The sequence below is a fragment of the Candidatus Didemnitutus sp. genome, assembly GCA_019634575.1.
GTDB lineage: Bacteria > Verrucomicrobiota > Verrucomicrobiia > Opitutales > Opitutaceae > Didemnitutus.
Genome location: JAHCAY010000001.1, coordinates 2,261,274 through 2,280,197, shown reverse-complemented (window position 1 = coordinate 2,280,197; position 18,924 = coordinate 2,261,274). Strand labels below are relative to the sequence as shown.

General features: G+C 63.7%; 17 protein-coding genes. 10 read left to right on the top strand and 7 right to left on the bottom strand.

All coding sequences use genetic code 11. The features are described 5' to 3' along the window. Window positions 1-110: 110 nt before the first annotated feature. The 3 genes from KF715_09740 to KF715_09730 form a co-directional block, all read right to left on the bottom strand. A complete protein-coding gene (locus tag KF715_09740) occupies window positions 111-587 on the bottom strand; it encodes a nuclear transport factor 2 family protein (GenBank protein ID MBX3736959.1) in 477 nt (158 codons plus the stop codon). A 107-nt stretch (window positions 588-694) separates the two neighbouring features. Then, window positions 695-2,005, bottom strand: coding sequence for a fumarylacetoacetase (fahA, locus tag KF715_09735; protein MBX3736958.1), 1,311 nt, complete (start codon window positions 2,003-2,005; stop codon window positions 695-697). Further along, a complete protein-coding gene (locus KF715_09730; protein MBX3736957.1) occupies window positions 2,002-2,880 on the bottom strand; it encodes a hypothetical protein in 879 nt (292 codons plus the stop codon). Before KF715_09730 ends, fahA begins: the two co-directional genes overlap by 4 nt. Before the next feature lie 407 nt (window positions 2,881-3,287). Between KF715_09730 and KF715_09725 the strand changes: the two genes are divergently transcribed. Further along, a complete protein-coding gene (locus tag KF715_09725) occupies window positions 3,288-5,912 on the top strand; it encodes a TonB-dependent receptor (protein MBX3736956.1) in 2,625 nt (874 codons plus the stop codon). Between the two features lie 120 nt (window positions 5,913-6,032). Then, window positions 6,033-6,650 carry a hypothetical protein gene (locus tag KF715_09720; protein MBX3736955.1) on the top strand — a complete coding sequence of 206 codons (618 nt, stop codon included), beginning with the start codon at window positions 6,033-6,035 and terminating at the stop codon, window positions 6,648-6,650. Window positions 6,651-6,782: 132 nt separating this feature from the next. On the opposite strand, the gene KF715_09715 is transcribed toward KF715_09720, so the two are convergent. Then, a complete protein-coding gene (locus KF715_09715; GenBank protein ID MBX3736954.1) occupies window positions 6,783-8,627 on the bottom strand; it encodes a S9 family peptidase in 1,845 nt (614 codons plus the stop codon). On the opposite strand from KF715_09715, the gene KF715_09710 reads away from it, so the two are divergent. After that, entirely contained in the window at window positions 8,626-8,877 is a 252-nt protein-coding gene (locus tag KF715_09710; GenBank protein ID MBX3736953.1) for a hypothetical protein, read from the top strand. The two genes, KF715_09715 and KF715_09710, sit on opposite strands and share 2 nt — an antisense overlap. A gap of 280 nt (window positions 8,878-9,157) precedes the next feature. On the opposite strand, the gene tal is transcribed toward KF715_09710, so the two are convergent. The 3 genes from tal to KF715_09695 form a co-directional block, all read right to left on the bottom strand. Then, on the bottom strand, window positions 9,158-10,108 hold the full coding sequence (gene tal / locus KF715_09705) for a transaldolase (GenBank protein ID MBX3736952.1): 951 nt from the start codon (window positions 10,106-10,108) through the stop codon (window positions 9,158-9,160). A 7-nt stretch (window positions 10,109-10,115) separates the two neighbouring features. Beyond that, entirely contained in the window at window positions 10,116-11,522 is a 1,407-nt protein-coding gene (locus KF715_09700; GenBank protein ID MBX3736951.1) for an HD domain-containing protein, read from the bottom strand. A 63-nt stretch (window positions 11,523-11,585) separates the two neighbouring features. Next, entirely contained in the window at window positions 11,586-11,972 is a 387-nt protein-coding gene (locus KF715_09695) for a DUF423 domain-containing protein (GenBank protein ID MBX3736950.1), read from the bottom strand. A 49-nt stretch (window positions 11,973-12,021) separates the two neighbouring features. Here KF715_09695 and KF715_09690 point away from each other — a divergent pair, with 49 nt between their 5' ends. The 7 genes from KF715_09690 to KF715_09660 all read left to right on the top strand — a co-directional run bounded on the left by KF715_09690 (window position 12,022) and on the right by KF715_09660 (window position 18,898). Then, on the top strand, window positions 12,022-12,756 hold the full coding sequence (locus tag KF715_09690) for a hypothetical protein (protein ID MBX3736949.1): 735 nt from the start codon (window positions 12,022-12,024) through the stop codon (window positions 12,754-12,756). 105 nt (window positions 12,757-12,861) lie between these two features. Further along, window positions 12,862-13,284 carry a 50S ribosomal protein L13 gene (gene rplM, locus KF715_09685; GenBank protein MBX3736948.1) on the top strand — a complete coding sequence of 141 codons (423 nt, stop codon included), beginning with the start codon at window positions 12,862-12,864 and terminating at the stop codon, window positions 13,282-13,284. An 8-nt stretch (window positions 13,285-13,292) separates the two neighbouring features. Then, window positions 13,293-13,691 (top strand): 30S ribosomal protein S9, encoded by a 399-nt coding sequence (rpsI, locus tag KF715_09680; protein ID MBX3736947.1) that lies wholly within the window; start codon window positions 13,293-13,295, stop codon window positions 13,689-13,691. Window positions 13,692-13,793: 102 nt separating this feature from the next. Continuing rightward, on the top strand, window positions 13,794-14,825 hold the full coding sequence (gene argC, locus KF715_09675; GenBank protein ID MBX3736946.1) for an N-acetyl-gamma-glutamyl-phosphate reductase: 1,032 nt from the start codon (window positions 13,794-13,796) through the stop codon (window positions 14,823-14,825). 15 nt (window positions 14,826-14,840) lie between these two features. Continuing rightward, window positions 14,841-16,073, top strand: a complete 1,233-nt coding sequence (gene argJ / locus KF715_09670; GenBank protein MBX3736945.1) for a bifunctional glutamate N-acetyltransferase/amino-acid acetyltransferase ArgJ — start codon at window positions 14,841-14,843, stop codon at window positions 16,071-16,073. Between the two features lie 214 nt (window positions 16,074-16,287). Continuing rightward, window positions 16,288-17,739, top strand: coding sequence for a homospermidine synthase (locus tag KF715_09665; protein MBX3736944.1), 1,452 nt, complete (start codon window positions 16,288-16,290; stop codon window positions 17,737-17,739). Between the two features lie 19 nt (window positions 17,740-17,758). After that, window positions 17,759-18,898, top strand: a complete 1,140-nt coding sequence (locus tag KF715_09660; GenBank protein MBX3736943.1) for a type III PLP-dependent enzyme — start codon at window positions 17,759-17,761, stop codon at window positions 18,896-18,898. Window positions 18,899-18,924 lie beyond the last annotated feature (26 nt).

Sequence of the window (18,924 nt, the reverse complement as noted above, 5' to 3'; positions counted from 1 at the left end):
CGGAGTCAAGTCACGCCGTGGGCAGCGTGCTCGCACGCGCATTTGGCTCTCCGGCGCGACCAAGGTCGCTGCCTACCACGCCGGCAAGGCGACGTGGTTCGGGTCGTTGCTCAGTTCTTTTTCGGTGCCGGGGCCGGGCGGTCCGGCGCGCCGTTATCCATCACGTAGCGCCACGTGCCGTCGGGCTGGCGTTTCCAGATAGTGAGGAACCAGCCGGTGTGCGCGACCTCCTTGCCGTCCGGGCCGGGAGCGCGAAATTCGTAGCGGCCGTAGTTGTAGCCGAGCGTGCCGTCGGCGGAGACGTCGGTGAACGAGGCCGACCAAGTCAGTGAGACGCCGGGCTTGTCCTGCCCCATGCGTTGGAGCACGGCGGCGGGGCCGCGGAACTGGCGCGGGTCGGTGTCGATGAAGGCGACGTCCGGCGCGGCGAAGTGCTGGAACGCGGCGAGGATGCCCTTTTCCTTCGCCATGGCGCAGAATTGGTCCTCCATCGCGGCGAGCTCCTCTTTCAGTTTCGCCTGGTCGACGGCGGCGGAGGCGAGAGTGGCGAGACTGAGGGCGGCGAGGAGGGCGCGGAAAAGTTTCATGCGCGCAGCGTGGCGGGCGTGTCGGATGAAGGCGACACCGTTGCGGCGCGGCACGACGCCGTGCCGTCCAGCGGGGCGAAACGCGCGACGAGTGCGCGAGTTTCCGCTCAGGCGGCGGGCATGATCATGCCGCGGCATTCACCGAGGCCGATGCGGCGGGCGCCGGGGCGCTCGGCGTAGCCGCGCATGATGATCTCGTCGCCGTCGGCGAGGAATTTGCGCTCCTCGCCGTTGGGCAGGCGCAGCGGGTCGGTGCCGCGCCAGGTGTATTCGAGGAGGCAGCCGCGGGCATCGCGGGTCGGTCCGGAGACGGTGCCGCTGCCGAGCAAGTCGCCGGGTGAGAGGTTGCAGCCGTTGCTCGTGTGGTGGGCGAGCATTTGGCCGAGCGTCCAATACATCTCGGTGAATTTGCCGCGCGAGATGCGATGGGGCGTTTCGCCGGCGAGGCGCATCTTGGCGGTGAGGAGCCAGACTTCGAGCGTGAGGTCGAGGCCGCCGAGCGCGGCGTCCTGGTGATCGACGAGGTAGGGCAGGGGCGCGGGGTCGCTGGCGGGGCGCGCCATCGCGGGCACGCGGAACGGCGCGAGGGCTTCGAAGGTGACGACCCAGGGCGAAAGACTGCTGGCGAAGTTTTTCGCGAGGAATGGCCCGAGCGGTTGGTATTCCCACGTCTGGATGTCGCGGGCGGACCAGTCGTTGAGGAGCGCGATGCCGAAGAGGTGTTGCGGTGCGGCGGAGAGCGGGATGCGTTCGCCGAGGATATTGCCGGGACCGATGAAGGCGCCGATCTCGAGTTCGTAGTCGAGATTCCGGCAAGGTCCGAAGACGGGCGCGGGCGCGTCGGCGGGTTTGAGTTGTCCGTGCGGGCGGCGGATGGCGGTGCCACTGGCGATGATCGAGGAGCCGCGGCCGTGGTAGCCGATGGGGACCCACTTGTAGTTTGGCAGGAGCGGATTGTCGGGCCGGAGCATCGATCCGACGTTGGTCGCGTGGTGGATCGAGGCGTAGAAATCGGTGTAGTCGCCGATTTGGGCGGGGAGCAGGAGCGTGGCACTGCGCAGCGGGACCAGGCAGGCTTCGACGCGCGTGCGCAGTTCGGCGACCGGGCTGGCGGCGTCGAGCAACTCGCTGAGGCGGGCGCGGAGGGCGGACCAAGCTGGCGCGCCGGCGGCCATGAGGGCGTTGAGCGTCGGCTGTTGGCAGGCGGCGGAGACGCTGTCGGGGAGCAATCCGGAGGAGGCGGCGGCGTGGAGGTCGACGATGCGGTCGCCGATGGCGGCGCCGAGGCGGCGTGTGGGGTTGCCGCTGGTGCGGAAAACGCCGTAGGGCAGGTTTTGCAGCGGGAAGTCCGCGTCGGGGAGGTTGGCCGAGTCCACCCAACTGCGGCGGGCGGGGTCGTGCGTGAAGTTGAGGCTCATAACCAGGAGAGTGCTTGCAGGCCGGCGATCGGTTCGGTGAAGGAGCACGATCCGAACGAGCGGCAGAGCGCCTGTCGGGTCGCGGCGAGTTGTGGCGCGGTGAAGCGGGATCCGCGCCACGTGATCGTCTCGGCGTCGAGGATGAAGGCGTGCGCGTCGCGCTCGTCGAGCAGGGCGAGGGTGTCGGAGTCGGAACCGCCGGCGCGAATCAGAGCGGCGGCGAGGAGGATGTTGAGGAAGCCGAACATCGCACCACGCGGGCTGCCGGGTTCGTAGGTGAGTGCGTAGTCGCCGCGCAGCGGATGGTGGAGTCCGGCGGTGGCTTTCATCACGACGCCGGCGCGATGGCATTCGCGGAGGAAGCGCGCGACGTCGGCGGGCGAGGGGAAGGCATTAGCGGTGACGCCGCCGGTGCGGAGCTTGGCGCCGCGGCCGGTGGTGCGCACGGCGTTGATCAGAGCGGGCAGGTCGGCGGCGGTGGCAGGAAGCTCGACCCAGACGTCGAGGGAGGAATCGAAGGGAGCGACGACGCGGGCGACTTCGGCGGGCGTGGCGGCTTTGGTTTCGACGGCGACGATGCGCGCGGCGTGGCGGGCGTTGAAGGCGGTGATGGTCGCGGCGTCGGCGGCGGGATCGGCGCTGGCGAGGACGTTGAGACGCCAACCGGTTTGAGCGGCGGGGGCCAGGGACGCATGGGCCGTTTCGAATTCAGCGAGTCGATCTAAGCTGAGGACAAAGGCGCCGAGCAGGGCGCGGTGCGGGCCGGTCAGGTAGTCGGCGTGGCGCTGGACGGTGTCGGGCATGCCGAGCTTCGCCGGCGGGAAAAGGCCGGCGTAATCGATGCCTGACGCGAGCAGCGACCAAACCGCGAACATACGGTGCCCACGGTCGGACGGAGCGTGCTCCAAGTCAACCGGTCGGTCATGGGGCGTGCTGCTCAAGGGAAGCGTGCGGCTGCCGGTGTCACGCCCGACGCGTAGGCTACGGGTGTGCAGGTGCGCGGAGAAAAAGCCGTAGCGCGCAAAGCAATAGTGTAGGCCAGTCTACCAATCCGCCCCCTGCAAATTCAGTTTGCGCAGTTGAGCCATAGTTGTTCTAACACGTCTCAGAGACAGTCGAGTCACTCGATTCTCCCTACCAACACAACACAACAACTGAACGAACTATGAACGCACGTTCCGTAAGGAATTTGCTGGCTGCGCTCGGCTTGATTTCGAGCGTCGGCTTTGCAACGACCGCGGTGGCGCAAGATGCCGCTGCTTCTGACCCTAAAGAACCCACGGTGAAGCTCGATAAATTTGTCGTCACCGGATCTTCGATCCCGGCGACGCTCGACGAGCAGAAGGCCATGCCGATCCAGATCATCGACGCCGCGGCGATCGAGGTTAGCGGTGTGAATACCAATGTCTTGGACGTGCTCCGCAAAACGGTGCCGCAGATCCAGGGCGCGAACAACCTCGGCGTGGAAAACGCCAACATCGCTGGTGGCAGCAATAACGGCGCTTCAAACGTGGCGCTGCGCAATGTTGACACTCTGGTGCTCTTCAACGGCAAACGCATGGCGGCCAACGCCGGTGCGGCCGGCGGCGGTGTCACAGGCGTGGACTTGAATCTTATCCCGCTGTCCGCAGTGGATCGGATCGAAGTCCTCACCGACGGCGCGTCCGCCATTTATGGTTCCGATGCCGTTTCGGGCGTCGTGAACATCATCCTCAAGAAGGATTACCGTGGCGCGGAAGTCAGTGCCCATTACTCGACCTCGAAGAAGGACAACGGCGGTCAATGGACCCAGAAGTCAGTCGGTATGGTTATCGGCACTGGCACGGACAAGACCAACATCCTCTTCACCGCGGAGTGGTCCCAGCAGGATCCGCTGTGGGCCAAGGACATGACCTATTCCAACCTTCCGATCAATACGGCCACGCTGCCTGGTATGATCGGACCGGTTTCCGGCCAATACTATCGCCTGAACACCTCGCTGAACACCATTCCTGATGCCAACAAGGGCCAGACGCTGGCGCAGATGGTCGCTGCTGGCGTGTATGTGGCGGTTCCCGGACCCTATGAGCAAGCTGATCGCTCCACGATTCTCAGCAAGGTCGACAAGCGCATCGCTTCGATGAGCGCGAATCACACGATCTCGGATAACCTCACCTTCTCGACCGACTTCATCTACGCTCAGACGCAGACACGGTATGAGCTGAATCCGCAGCCCGTCAGCATCTCGACCACCACCCTCATTAATCGAGGCGTCACGACGCTCAACACCACCGGCATCACCGTTCGCAATCGCTACATTGGCGGGTCGAACCGTATCTATAACCCGAAGAGCGACTCCTATCGTTGGACGGGCGGCTTCGACGGCAAGGTCAACGACTACTTCAACTGGAACGTCTCCGCGACCTACGCCATTTCGAAGCAGATCGCCATCGGCTACAACCAAGTGCTCGACTCTGCCCTGCAGAGCGCGATCACCAGTGGTCTCTTCGATATCTTTGCCTATAATCAGAATAAGACCAACGTTGCCAAAGCTGGTATCTTCGGCAACTCCATCGCCAACTACGAGAGCGGCTTCTATAGCTATAACGTCTTGGTGAATGGCAAAATCATCGATTTGCCCGCTGGTGTGCTGCAGTATGCTGCTGGTGCGGAGTTCCGCAAAGAGACGCTCTTCGCCACCGCCGACCTGAATTCCCTGATTCCTCCTGGCGCCACGACCAGCCTTTGGAACAACGGCACCTCACTCGCGCCGTTTGATGGTGGTCGCTCCGCTAAGAGCGAGTTCGTCGAACTCAAGGTCCCGGTCGTCAAGGACCTCCCGGGCCTGCATCTCGTTACGCTCGACGGCGCTCTCCGCCACGAGTCCTACAGCGATAACAACAGCACCACTGTGCCGAAGATTTCGATCGCTTGGCTTCCGATTGACGACCAACTGCGCCTCCGTGCGACTTACGGTAAGTCGTTCTCCGAAGCCTCGCTCTACAACCTCTACGGCCCGCAGAGCACCGGCTTCACGAGCTCTCTGAGCGCCATCCGCGCTTACGACACCAGCGGTAACGCCACCGGCGGCTTCATCGGCCTGCAAGGTCACCAGAGCGGTGGTTCGAATCCGAACCTCACGCCCTCGCACGCCAAGTCCTACACCGTCGGCCTCGTCTATTCGCCGAAGTGGGCCAAGGGCCTCGACATCACGGTCGACTACTTCAACATCAAGCAGACCGACCTCGTTGGCACGCTGGCTAGCGGTCTCACGATCATCCAGAGCGTCGAACAATACGGTCCGGCTTCTCCGTATGCCCAGTATGTCGCGCTCAACGCCTTCCCGGGCCAAGCTGGTGCCGTTGCGATCACCACCCCTGGTCAGCTCCACCCCGACCCGGATAAGATCTACGTGTTGACCGGTCTTGCTAACATCGGCAGCCAGTCGCAGCACGGCTTCGACGTGAATATCTCCTACCTGCTGCCCTGGAAACAATACGGCCGCTTCCGCGTTAACAGCAACTGGACGTTCCTCCAATCCTTCCTGAATAACGACGATGAATACGCCGGCAACGACTTGTATGGTTCGCTGCCGAAGTTCCGCGCCTACACCACCATCGACTGGTCCTACCAAGGCTATGGTGCGACGCTCGGCTACACGCGCATCAACGCCGTGGATGCTGACCCCGCGTCCTTCGGTGGCAGCGGCCTCGATGTCGGTCCCTACAACACGTTCGACATTCAATTCCGCTACGATCTCAGCAAGGTTTCCCCGTTGCTGAAGAACGTGACCTTCGACGTCGGTTGCAATAACTTCACCGACAAGACTCCCCCGCTGTCTCCGAACTACTCGAGCCCGCCGTTCGACAACAGCGCGTTCAGCTACTTCGGCCGCGTGTTCTACGCCGACCTGAAGATCAAGTTCTGATCCAAGCTTAGCACTCTCGCTCGCAAGCGCCCCTCCTCACCGAGGGGCGCTTTTTTATAGCCTCTATCCGATCCCCAAATTGGCATTGCTGGCCAAACGCGGGCCCGCACGATCCCTCGAATGAAGCGCAGCCTCTTCGCTCTCCTGTTTCTGGCCGTTGCCGTTCTTGTCCGTGCCGAAGAAGCGGATTTTTCTCGCTCGCTTTTGCCGGCCGACTTCAAAGCCGCCGGTCTTGATCGCCTGAGTCCGGAAGAACGTCGCAAGCTGGACCAACTGGTGCGGATCTTCATGGGCGCGGAGGTCACCTCCGCGCAAAAATCGGTGGCTGCCGCGCTCGAGGCCAAACGAACTGCAGAAGCCGAAGCGAAGGTCGCCCAACAGCAGGCGCGAGTGGCGAAGGAGGAAGCCCAAGCGGCCAAGATTCAGGCTACGGAGGCGAAGGCGAGTGACCGCGGCTTCCTCGCCAAAGCCAAGGTGCTCCTCGTGCCGGGCACCAAGATCGAATATGCGGAGATTCGCTCGACGATCCAGGGTGCCTTCGAGGGGTGGGATGGCAAAACGGTCTTCCCGCTCGCCAACGGACAACGCTGGCAGATCACTAATAGCGACGAGCGCTATTTTGTGCGACCCCAGGAGAACGTGGAGGTCCAGATCCGGCCTGCGGCACTGGGCGGCTTCTGGATGTATTTCCCTTCTCTCGACAAACAGGTCCGGGTGAAGTTGTTGACGGCGAAATAGGATCGCGTGGCTACAGGCAGCCCAAGCGAGAATCGGCTGCGCGGAAGCCCTCGCCGCTAAATGGGATGAGATCTCGGCGCTCGGGGTGGTTCTTCTCGATGTGCCGTCGGCCGTCGCCAGTCCGACGCCACGTCAACGCACCTGTCGCTGTGCGGGCGCGAGCCACTTCTGTAGGAATTCGCCTACTTTGCTATAGAAGGCGATGCGATTGCGCTCGTCGCGGAAGCCGTGCCCCTCGTTTTCTTGGATGATGATCTCGTAAGGCTTTTTGTGCGCGACGAGTTTCGCCTTGAGCACCTTCCACTGCCTGATGTCTACCCGCGGATCGTTTTCGCCATACGCATTGAGCAATGGCACGCGGATGTTCTGAATGAAATTCACCGGTGATCGGTCGTGCAGGTAGGTGCTGTCGGCTCCCATCCGCTCGGTGGCGAAAAGCTGGTCGAAGGGCGAAGGCGAGATTTTGTAGTCGGCGACCTGGATGCCCAGGTCGGAGACGCCGACGTAATTGATGCCGCAGCGGTAGAGCTCGGGCGTGAACGTCAGCCCGGCGAGTGTGGCGTAGCCTCCGTAGCTGGCACCGTAGATGGCGACCTGGTCGGCGGTGGTGATCCCCTGCGCGATCGCCCACTTCACCGCATCGGTCAGGTCGTCCTGCATCTTGCCGCCCCACTCGTGGTAGCCGGCTTGGAGGAACTTCACGCCATAGCCGCCTGAGCCGCGGTAGTTGACCTGCAACACTGCATAACCACGATTGGCGAGGAACTGCACCTCGGGATTGAAACCCCAACTGTCGCGGATGGTGAAGGGACCGCCGTGGGGATTGATGATGAGCGGCACCGGACCTTTTTCCGCGCCGGCGGGGCGGGTCAGGTAGCCGTGGATGGCGAGTCCGTCGCGGGCCTGGAACTGGATCGGCTCCATCGGGCGCATGGCTTTGGGATCGAGACCGCGCATCACACGTCCGATCAGCGCCATGCGACCACGCTTCAGGTCGAGCACGTAATACGTGCCGGCGTCGAGGTCGCTGTGCGAGGCGATGACGAGGGTTTTCTCGTCATCGGAGGAGCTGACGACGGTGTTCTCCATGCCGGGCGGCAGGCTGTTGTCGATCGTGCGCTGAAGCTTGGCGCGGTCGGCGTCGAAGAATTTATCGTGCGCCTTGTCGGTCTCGTAGGTGACGCCGTAGAGTTTGCTGCGGTCATGCGAGGTGTGCACCCGGATGATGTCGCCCTCATCGGAGTGAAACAGCGGCTCGCTCCATTGGCCGGTGCGGACGTTGTAGGTGTAGAGCGTGTTGGTGTCAGAGTGCTCGGTGCTGAGCACGTAGAGGGTCTCGTTGTCGGCGGCGAAGAAGAGGAACTCCCACGGCGCGTCGCCCCGGTTGGCAGGGAACTCGGCGATCTTGGCGTAGCGGCTGGTGGGCTCGGCTCGCACTTCATAAATCAATTTGTCGCCCAGAAACATCATGCGGGCGCGCAGCACGCCGTTGTTGTCGGCAACTTGACTCGAGGCGGCGCCGTTGGGCGTGGGCTCGTAGCTGGTGATGGGCGTGCGTCGGCCGGTGCGCACATTCAGTTTGAAGATACCCCAAGTGTGGGAACCCACCTCGCGGATGCCGCTGATCAGAAAGTGATCGGGATCGTAGGGCAGCTCGTCGTAGAGGCCGGCGGCATCCATGCCCCTGGTGTGGGCGTAGGATTCGGTCAGCGCGCGCACATCGCGCTTGCCTCCGTTTTTGGGCGGGGCGACGGCGATGGCGCGCAGGGCGTAGGATTCGTCGCCGCCGGTATCGCCGCCGTAGACGATGTAGTCGCTGCCCTTCCAGAAGAATAGCTTGATGTTCTCGTCCTTGGCCGAGACAAGGGCCTCGGGAGGCTTTCCGGGATTTTCAAGGTCCATCAGCGCAATGCCGACCTTGCCCCAGCCCAGCGTCGTCAGAAACGCGAGGTAGTGGCCGTCTGGAGACAACTGCATGGAGCTGACATCCGGTTCAGCAAAGAAAGTTTCAACCGGTATGGGTTTCACCGGCTCGATGGATTCCGCCGTCAAGGCGGCTGCGCATAGCAAAAAGGCGACGGCTCCTCTGCGAACGATTGCGTTCATCATAGGCTCAAGCGGAGCAGTAGTTCTTGGGGGCGGCAACTCGCTATTGGCCAAGCGGTGCGCGCTTTTTCCAAAGAACGCGCCTATGCCTCGTGTCGCTCATGCACAAAGCATGGAGTGACGGCGCGGACATTCGGCGGCCGCTTCGTCGGCTTGCTGGTGGCGATCGAGCGCGACGGCATTTCCCTGACGGGCGTCCAATGAATACCGATATCGGCGTGAAACGGTTGCGCGGTCGGCCAACATAGAATCATACCGGGCAAATAGCGGCCCCGAGCACTGCGTCTCACAGTCTTTAGTCCGCCCAGCGAGGAAGAGCGGGCGCTGATTTCGCGCCCAATGTCGTTCTTGCGGACCTTGAACGCCGTTCTGGTGATCGGCTAGGTTCTGCAATATCGCCCTCAGCTCTGTTTTTTCCGGATCAGCTCCTCGAGCTTCACGATGTCGGCGGAAAATTGGCGGATGCCTTCGGCGGTCTTCTCCGTCGCCATCGCGTCCTCGTTCAGCGCGAAGCGGAAACTTTTTTCGTCGAAGGTCACCTTCGCGAGTGTCGCCGCCTTCGCGGCGGCCGGGTCCAGCTTCCGCGAGATCGGGGTGTTGTTCTTCGCGAGTTCGCCGAGCAGTTGCGGGCTGATCGTCAGCAGGTCGCAGCCGGCGAGTTCGACGATCTCACCTGTGTTGCGGAACGACGCGCCCATAACCTCCGTCGCGTAGCCGAATTTCTTGTAGTAGCTGTAGATCTCTGTGACCGACTTCACGCCCGGGTCCTCGGCGGGCGCGTAGTCCTTGCCGGTGGATTTCTTATACCAGTCGAGGATGCGCCCGACAAACGGCGAGATGAGCTGCACCTTCGCCTCGGCGCACGCTACGGCCTGCGCGAACGAGAAGAGCAACGTGAGGTTGCAGTTGATTTTCTCCTTCTGCAGCTGCTCGGCGGCTTTGATGCCTTCCCACGTCGACGCGATCTTGATCAGCACGCGCTCGCGGCCGAGCCCCGCCTTCTCGTAGCGCGCGATGATCTCACGCGCCTTCGCGACCGTCGCGACCGTGTCGAACGACAAACGCGCGTCGACCTCCGTCGAGACACGTCCGGGAACGATCTTCAAAATTTCCGCGCCGAACAGCACCAGCAATCCATCGATCACTGCGCCGAGGTCGGCCCCGGCGGGCGCGTCCTTCACCGCCTTGTCGACGATCCAGGCGTAGTCCGGCATGGCGGCGGCCTTCAGGATCAGGCTCGGGTTCGTCGTCGCGTCGCGCGGCGCGAATTGCTTCATGCTGGCGAAGTCGCCGGTGTCGGCGACCACGACGGTGAACTGCTTTAGTTGGTCGAGCTGGCTCGGAGAAGACATGAGGCCGTCACTTTAGGAAGTGCGGATGGGCTCGCAAATAGTTCCTCATCCAAAATACCCCGCCGTCCTCGTCATAGAACGCCCCATCGAGCTGCGATTCGAACGCCGCGTCCAACGCCGACTTGAAGTGCGGGCCGGGCTTCATTCCGAGCGCAATCAGATGGCGACCCAGCATGACCGGCTGCGGTGCGCGGTCGGCCACCGCGAGGCGCTGCGCCGCGTCGCGCAATTCGTGGATGCGGCGCAAGGCCTCCTCCGACACCAGCGGCGGCCGGCCGAGGTGGTCCGCGGTCATCACGGCGATGAGCTCGTCCATCGTGGCCGGCGCGATCTTGCGCGCGAGCCGCCGCACCGTGGTGTCACGGAAATGCGTCTGCCCGTGATGATGGGCGAGGTGGTTCGCGACCAGCGGGCGCACGAACTCAATCAACTCGTGCGGCGCGCCGATGCGTTGCAGAAAACTTTCCGCCAGCGGCGCGCCGGCCGCTTCGTGGCCGGGGCTGACCCAGCGCAACTGCGCACGACGTTCGGCTTGGTGCGTCGTGGTTGCCTTGCCGAAATCGTGCGCGAGCACCGCCAGCGACAGCACGCGTCGCGTGTGCGCGTCACCGTTTTGCCAGGCCCCGATGGTCGGCAGCGCATCCAGGCAATGCGCCGTGTGCACGAACGCGTCGCCTTCCGGGTGCCATTCGGGTTCCTGCGGCAGACCGTCGAGCCCCGCGATTTCCGGGAAATGTTTCAGCCAGCCGCTTTCCTTCAACACGAACAGCCCGCGCGAGGGTTTGGCGGCTTTCAATGCCCACTTGTCCCACTCGCCCCAGACGCGCTCGATGGCGAGTTCGCGATAGGTGTCGGCGATGGAGCGGCACAACGCGGCGGTCTCCGGCGCGAGGGCGAGATCGAAACGGGCCGCGAACTGGAACGCCCGCAACACGCGCAACGGATCCTCGACGAAGGCCGCACTCGTGTGCCGCAGCACGCGCGCGCGCAGGTCGCGCTCGCCGCCGTGCGGATCGATCACGCGGTTCTCGAGCGGATCGAAGGCGATCGAGTTGATCGTGAAATCGCGTCGCGCCGCCGCTTCCGCTTCCGTGAGGTCCGGCTCGGGCTCGACCGCGAAGCCGCGGTGCCCCGCGCCGGTCTTTGACTCGCGACGGGGCAGCGAGAAATCGTATTCTGCGCCCGCGAGCCGCACTTTCAGCACGCCGAAGCTGCGTCCGACCAGATCCGTCGGGCCGAACGGCGTGAGCGCGCGCTGCAATTTTTCGTAGTCGAGGCCGAACACCTCCACGTCGAAGTCCTTCGGCTCGTGCCCGAGCAGCCAGTCGCGCACGCAGCCGCCGACCAGTCGCGGACGCCCGCCCGCGGAGCGGAGCGTCTGGAGCGCGGCGAGAAGTGGCGGAGGCAGTTGCATGGCGCGGCGGAGCCGGTGCGGCCCAGCGTGCGCCCTTTCAAGGCCAGTGCAAGGCGCGCGTCGTCACGCGGCCGGTCGCCTCCACGCCTGCCACGCGAGCAGCGCCCAGCCGGTGAGGAAAGCCACGCCGCCGAGCGGCGTGACCGGTCCGAGAAACCTCGGGCCGCCGAGCGCCAGCCAATAGAGCGAACCGGAGAAAAACACGACACCCGCCACCCACAGCGCCGCGACGCGTCCGCTGGCGCCCGCGTGGGCGTCGCGCCAGCCGGCGAGCGCGAGCAGCGCGACGGCGTGGACGAGCTGATATAGCACAGCGGTTTTCCACGTTTCGACCGAGCCGTGCGCTTCAAGCGTGGGTTTCAGGGCATGGGCGCCGAACGCGCCGAGCGCGACGCCGAGGAAGCCGAGGAACGCGGCGGTGAGCGTGATGAAGCGAGTGGAGCCGGTCATGGGAACGAGTGTGTCGACAAGGCGTCGAAAACCAACCTTCCTTTGCTCCATGCGCCGCCTGATCGCCTTGGTGTTGGCTCTGTTCGCCGCTCGCCTCGGCGCCGCGGACGGCGAGTGGACGCGCAGCGTGGACGGGACGATCGAGTCGAAGTTCGTGCGCCGCGGCATCGAACGCGCGGGCGCCTCGGTGCGGCAGGGGGCGTGGTTGGCGAACGAGGAGTGGAAGTTCGGCGCATGGGTAAATGTGCCTTTCACGGCGCGGCGTTGGAGTGAATTCGGCGTGCTGGCGGCATACACGCACACCTTCGGCGAATCCGGCCCGACGCTCGGTTTGCAGGTTACGCATTATCACCTCGCCGACGCCTACGAGGGACATCCGGCGCACGCGGGGGAGGTGGCGGCATCTTTTTCTTTCCCGGCGGGGCCCGGTCGCGTGACGGCCAGTGTGACGCGCGACGTGAGCCGCCGGGCGGACATGGGCGAGCTAGGCTACGGCGGCGAATATGCGCTGAAAGACTGGGGCGCCTTTCTGAATTACCGCCTCTATGTCGGAGCGGTCGAGGCGGACAACGTGCTGCCGGAGCTCGGAGGGCCGCGCATCGAGGACTCCTACAGCTATCATGGCATCGACTTGACGCTGCCGTATCGCATCGGCGGTCAGACCGTGGTCACGGCGGGTTTGCACTATGCCGGGACGGACGGCGCGCGGCCGTTTTGGTCGCCCGGCGAAGCGTCGCCCGGCGGCAAGATTTGGTTCAGCCTTGCCGCAAGCTACGAATTTTGAGCGATTAGGCCCCGAAACCCGCTCCGCGTCGTCTCGCGCCGAAAATGTGAAAGCTTGGGTGTTGACAGGGTAGGGCGGAGTCTTTCCCTTGGGCCTCTTTCCGCAATGAAAACCTATCTGGCCAAAAAAGAGACAGTCCAGCCCAAGTGGTATCTGATCGATGCCGAGGGGCAGGTTCTTGGCCGTCTCGCAGTTAAAGTCGCCAACATCATCCGTGGTCGCAACAAGGCCACTTACACCCCGCACGTCGATACCGGCGACTTCGTCATCGTCATCAACGCGAGCAAGGTCGTCCTCACCGGCAAGAAGGAAGAAGTGACCGAGTATATGTCGTTCTCCGGCTTCGTCGGCGGCGAGAAATACCGCAAACTCACCGACGTCCGCGCGAAGAAGCCCGATTTCATCATCATGCAGGCCGTCAAGGGCATGCTCCCGAAGAACCGCCTCGCCGCGAAGATGCTGACCAAGCTCCGCGTGTTCCCGGGCGCCGAGCACCCGCACGCCGCGCAGAACCCCATCAAGCTTTGATCTGATCCATGAGCGCTGACTCCACCGTTTTCATCGGCACCGGCCGTCGCAAGACCTCCACCGCCCGCGTGCGCCTCGTCGCCGGCTCCGGCAAGCTCTCGGCCAACGGCCGCGACTTCGACGCCTACTTCAAACACGACAACTTCGCCCGCCGCGCCGCTGGTCCGCTCGCGACCGCCGACGTGAAGGACAAGTTCGACGTCGTCGCCAACATCGCTGGCGGCGGCATCAGCGCCCAAGCCGGCGCGGTTGCCCACGGCATCGCCCGCGCGCTGCTGAAGTTCAACTCCGAGCTCCGCGTCACGCTCAAGAAGGCTGGTCACCTCACCCGTGACCCGCGCGAAAAAGAGCGCAAGAAGGCCGGCCAGCCGGGCGCCCGCAAGCGCTTCCAGTTCTCGAAGCGCTAATCGCTGGTCGAAGAGGTTTTCATTCACGAACGGGGTGCCGCAAAGCACCCCGTTTTTATTTGCGAACATCCCTCACGTTCCCATTTAGTCCCCCTCCATTAGATGAAAGTCGGCATTGTCGGCGCGTCGGGTTACTCCGGCGAAGTTCTCGTTAAACTCCTCCTGGGCCATCCGCACGTCACTCTGGCGGCGGTCACCTCACGCCAACACGCGGGCAAGCCGCTCTCGAGCGTGATCCCGGCGTTGCGCGGCACCGCGGCCGACACGCTGAAGTTCATCGGCTCCGACGCGGCCGAACTCGCCGCGCGCGACGACATCGGCCTGTGGTTCCTCGCGCTGCCGCACGGCGCCGCCGCGGACTTTGCCAAGGCGCTCGTTCCCGCCGGTCGCAAGGTCATCGATCTCTCCGCCGACTTCCGCGTCGCCGATCTCGCGACCTACGAGAAATACTACGGCCACCACCACGCGCCCGAGTTGCTCCCGCACGCGCGCTACATTCTTCCCGAGCTCACGGATCCGAAGTGGAAAACCGAGATCAAGCTCGCCGCCGCGCCCGGCTGCTATCCGACGAGCATCATCCTCCCGCTCGCTCCGCTGCTCGCGGCTGGACTCGTCTCGCGCCAGCACATCGTCGCGAATTCCCTCTCCGGTGTCTCCGGCGCCGGCAAGAAAGCCGAGGAAGCCTATCTCTACTGCGAACGCGCCGAGAGCGCGAAGGCTTACGGCCTCATCAAGCACCGCCATCTTTCCGAGATCGAGGAGCAGCTCGCGCTGCGCTCTGGCGCACCGGTGGTGCTCCAGTTCAACCCACACCTCGCACCGATGCGCCGCGGCATCCTCACCACGATCACTGTGCCCGCCGCGGCCGGCGCCACGATCGACGCCGTCTACGCCGCTTGGCGCGCCGCCTACGCGGGTCGGCCGTTCGTTTCCATTTTGCCGACAGGCGAGACGCCCGACTCGGCCTATGTCACCGGCACGAATCGCGTGGACCTCTCCGCCGTGCACGACACTCGCACGGGCAACTTCGTGATCACTTCCGCCGAGGACAACCTCGTGAAGGGCGCGAGCGGCCAAGCCGTGCAAATCATGAATCTCTGGCTCGGTTTCCCGGAAACCGCCGGACTGCTTTAAGCATACACAACAAAAATGACCCAACTCACCGTTACGCCGGATAGTGCAGGTATCACGGACGTTCCTGGATTTGAGGCGGCGGGCGTCGCTTGCGACATCCGCCAGAAAAACGACCTCAAGCGACTCGATCTCGCGCTCGTTTACTCGCTGCGCCCATGCACTGCCGCCGGCACGTTCACCAAGAACGCCGTCAAGGCCGCCCCGGTGCTGTTGTGCCAGAAGAATCTCGAGGAAGGCGGCCCGTTCCACGGCTTCATCGCCAACTCCGGCAACGCCAACGCGTGCACCGGTCCCGAGGGCCTGAAGGACGCGCAGACGATGGCGCAGCGCGCCGCCGCCTCGCTCAACCAGAAACCGCACGCGTTCTTCGTCTGCTCGACCGGCCGCATCGGCCAGCCGCTCCCGATGGATCGCGTGATCAAGGGCCTCGAGCGCTCCGTCACCGAAAAGGGCCGCACGCCCGCGCACGGCAAAAAAGCCGCCGACGCCATCCTCACCTCCGACACGAAGGCCAAGACCGTCACGGTCTCCTTCACCTACGACGGCAAGAAGCACACCGTCGCCGGCTTTGCCAAAGGCGCGGGCATGATCCAGCCGAACATGGCGACGATGCTCGCGTTCCTCGCGACCGATTTTTCCGTCCCACGCAGCTTCCTCCAGAAGACGCTCACCGAGGCGGTCAACGGCACGTTCAACTGTATCACGGTCGACGGCGACATGAGCACGAACGACACCGTCCTCATGCTCGCCAATGGCCACTCCGGCGTCTCCGTCGGCGACAAGAGCCCGCGCGAGCTGCGCGTCCTCTTCGCCGAGGCCGTGTGGAAAGCCTGCGATATCCTCGCCGACAAGATCGTCTCCGACGGCGAGAAGATCACCAAGGTGATCGAGGTTAAGGTGCAAGGCGCCGCGTCCGCCGAGGACGCCGAGAAGTGCGCCCGCGCCATCGGCAATTCCCTCCTCGTGAAGTCGTCGTGGTATGGCGAAGACCCGAACTGGGGCCGCCTCGCCGACGCCGCCGGCTACTCCGGCGCGAAGCTCGTCGAGGCCAAGCTCGACATCCGCTACAACGACACGCCCGCGATGACCGCCGGCAAGCCGCACCCCGAGCTGAAACCGAAGTGGAAGGAAATCGTGAAGCAGCGCCGCTTCACCATCACCATCGATCTGCATCTCGGCAAAGCCGGCTACCGTCTCCTCGCGACCGACCTCACGGAAGGTTACGTGAACTACAACAAGAGCGAGTGAGCGCGCCTCAGTTGTCGCTCGCGCGCGCGACCACGCGCGCGTGGCGATCCAGCTGACCTTCCGAGTCCGCGCGTCGCACAAGCGTGACGCAAATTCACTTGCACTCCCGGGCACGCAAAAAAAGAGTCGCCCTGATTTTCCTCCCGCGCGGCGTCGCGTGAATTCTCCGCTTCGCCACCGCTTCCGCCCCCTTTTTCAACCAACGCTCAGCACCATGATTCAATTCAACAACAAGATCCTCTTCGTCGGTTACGGCGCAGTCGCCGAGTGCACGCTGCCGATCCTCTTCAAGCACCTCAAGGTGCCCGCGAAAAACGTCACCGTGATGGATTTCGTGGACAAGAAGGAGAAGCTGGCGAAGTGGATCAAGAAGGGCGTCCGCTACGTCAACGATCGCGTGACCGAAGATAACATGGCCGCGATCCTCGCGAAATACGTCGGCCCCGGCGACATCATCGTCGACCTCGCCTGGAACATCGACGCGTGCGAGATCCTCCAGTGGTGCCACGACAACGGCGTGCGCTACATCAACACCTCGACCGAGCTCTGGGACCCCTACAAGTCCGGCAGCCACCCGACGGAGAAGACCCTTTACTGGCGCCACATGAATCTGCGCCGCATGACCAAGAAGTGGAAGGAGAAGGGCCCGACCGCCGTCATCGAACACGGCGCGAACCCCGGCCTCATCTCGCACTTCGTCAAACAAGGCCTCATCGACATCGGCAACAAGCTCATCGCCGACGGCAAAGCCAAGGGCAAGCGCGCGGAGAAAATCGCCGCGCTCATCGCGGCCGGCACATTCAATGAGCTCGCCCAGGAACTCGGCGTTAAGGTCATTCACTGCTCCGAGCGCGACACGCAGATCACCGACCAGCCGAAGCAGGTCGACGAATTCGTCAACACCTGGTCCATCGAAGGCTTCCGCGAGGAAGGCACCACCACCGCCGAAATGGGCTGGGGCACGCACGAGAAGACCCTCCCGAAGCACGCCTTCACCCACAAGGAAGGCCCGAAGAACCAAATCTGCCTCGCGCAGATGGGTATCAACGTCTGGGTCCGCTCCTTCGTCCCGAACTGGACCACGCTAGGCATGGTCGTCCGTCACGGCGAGGCCTTCACCATCTCCGACGCGCTCACCGTCTGGAAGAACGGCAAGGCCGTTTATCGCCCGACGATGCACTACGCCTACTGCCCGTGCGACGAGGCCATCTCGTCGCTCAATGAGATGCGCGGCTACAACTACAAACTGAACGAAAATCAGCGCATCATGAACGACGAGATCACGGACGGTGCGGACGTGCTCGGCGCGCTCATCATGGGCCACGAATACAACTCCTGGTGGGTCGGCTCCGACCTCAGCATCCAGGAGTCCCGCCGCCTGGTCCCGCACCAGAACGCCACCACGATGCAGGTCGCCATTTCCGTGGTCGCCGCGACGATGTGGATGATCGAGAACCCCAATGAAGGCGTCGTCGTTCCCGACCAGATGCCGCACGACTACGTCCTCAAGATCTCGAAGCCCTACCTCGGCAAGTGGATCTCCCAGGCCTACGACTGGACTCCGCTCAAGGGCCGCGACACCACGTTCGCGAAATACAACAAGCCCGACCTCGACACGAAGGATCCGTGGCAGTTCAAGAACTTCCTCGTCACCGACGCTGGGTAACGACGCGCTCCACGCCGCCATGATCACGAACTCCCGGCTGCAGAAACTGGCCAAGCAACACGGCACCCCGCTGTTCATCATCGACCACGATGCCCTCCGCAAAGCCTACCGGGAGTTCCGCAAACACCTGCCCCGCGTGCAGGCCTACTACGCGGTCAAGGCGAACCCCGATCCGCTGATCGTTCGCACCCTCTTCGAAGAGGGTGCGAGCTTCGACGTCGCCTCGATGCCGGAGTTCATGATCGTCTACCAGAACATCAAAAAAATGCCGGCGAAGCAGCGCCAGCAGTGGATCTGGGACAAGATCATCTACGCCAACCCGACGAAGCCGACCGACACGCTCGAGCAGCTCAACAAATACAAGCCGCTCGTCACCTTCGATAACCGCGAAGAGATCCACAAGATCAAGAAGCACGCGCCCAACGCCGGCCTCGCCCTGCGCCTGAAGGTCCCGAACACCGGCGCGATGGTCGAGCTCTCCTCGAAATTCGGCGCGCATCCCGGCGAAGCCGTCGACCTCATCCTCGAAGCCGACCGCGTCGGTCTCACCGTCGAAGGCATCAGCTTCCACGTCGGCAGCCAGACGACCAACTTCGAAAACTACGTCCAGGCGCTCCAACTCACCGCCAACATCTTCCAAGAAGCCCGCGACCGCGGCTACACGAAGATGAACCTCGTCGACATCGGCGGCGGTTTTCCCGCGCCCTACGACGAATCCGTGCGTCCGTTCCACGAGCTGGCGAAGGTCATCAACACCGAGCTCGAACGCCTTTTCCCGAAGGACATTCAGATCATCGCCGAGCCCGGCCGTTTCCTCGCCGCGGTTTCCGGCACCTCCGTTGCCTCCGTCATCGGCAAGGCCGTGCGCGACGGCAAGACGAGCTATTACATCAACGACGGCGTCTACCACACTTACTCGGGCGTCATTTTCGACCACTGCAAGTATCCCGTGAAGGCCTTCAAGAAAGGCCCGACCTCGCTCTGCGCCGTGTTCGGCCCGACCTGCGATGCGCTCGACGTCGTCTCGATGGCCGAGAATCTGCCCGACCTCGAACGCGGCGACTTGGTCTACAGCGTCAACATCGGCGCCTACAGCCACGCCAGCGCGACCTACTTCAACGGCATGCCGCCCGCGAAGGTTGCGCACGAGAATCGCTGACGCCCCGCGCTGCCGGCTCCCCGCTT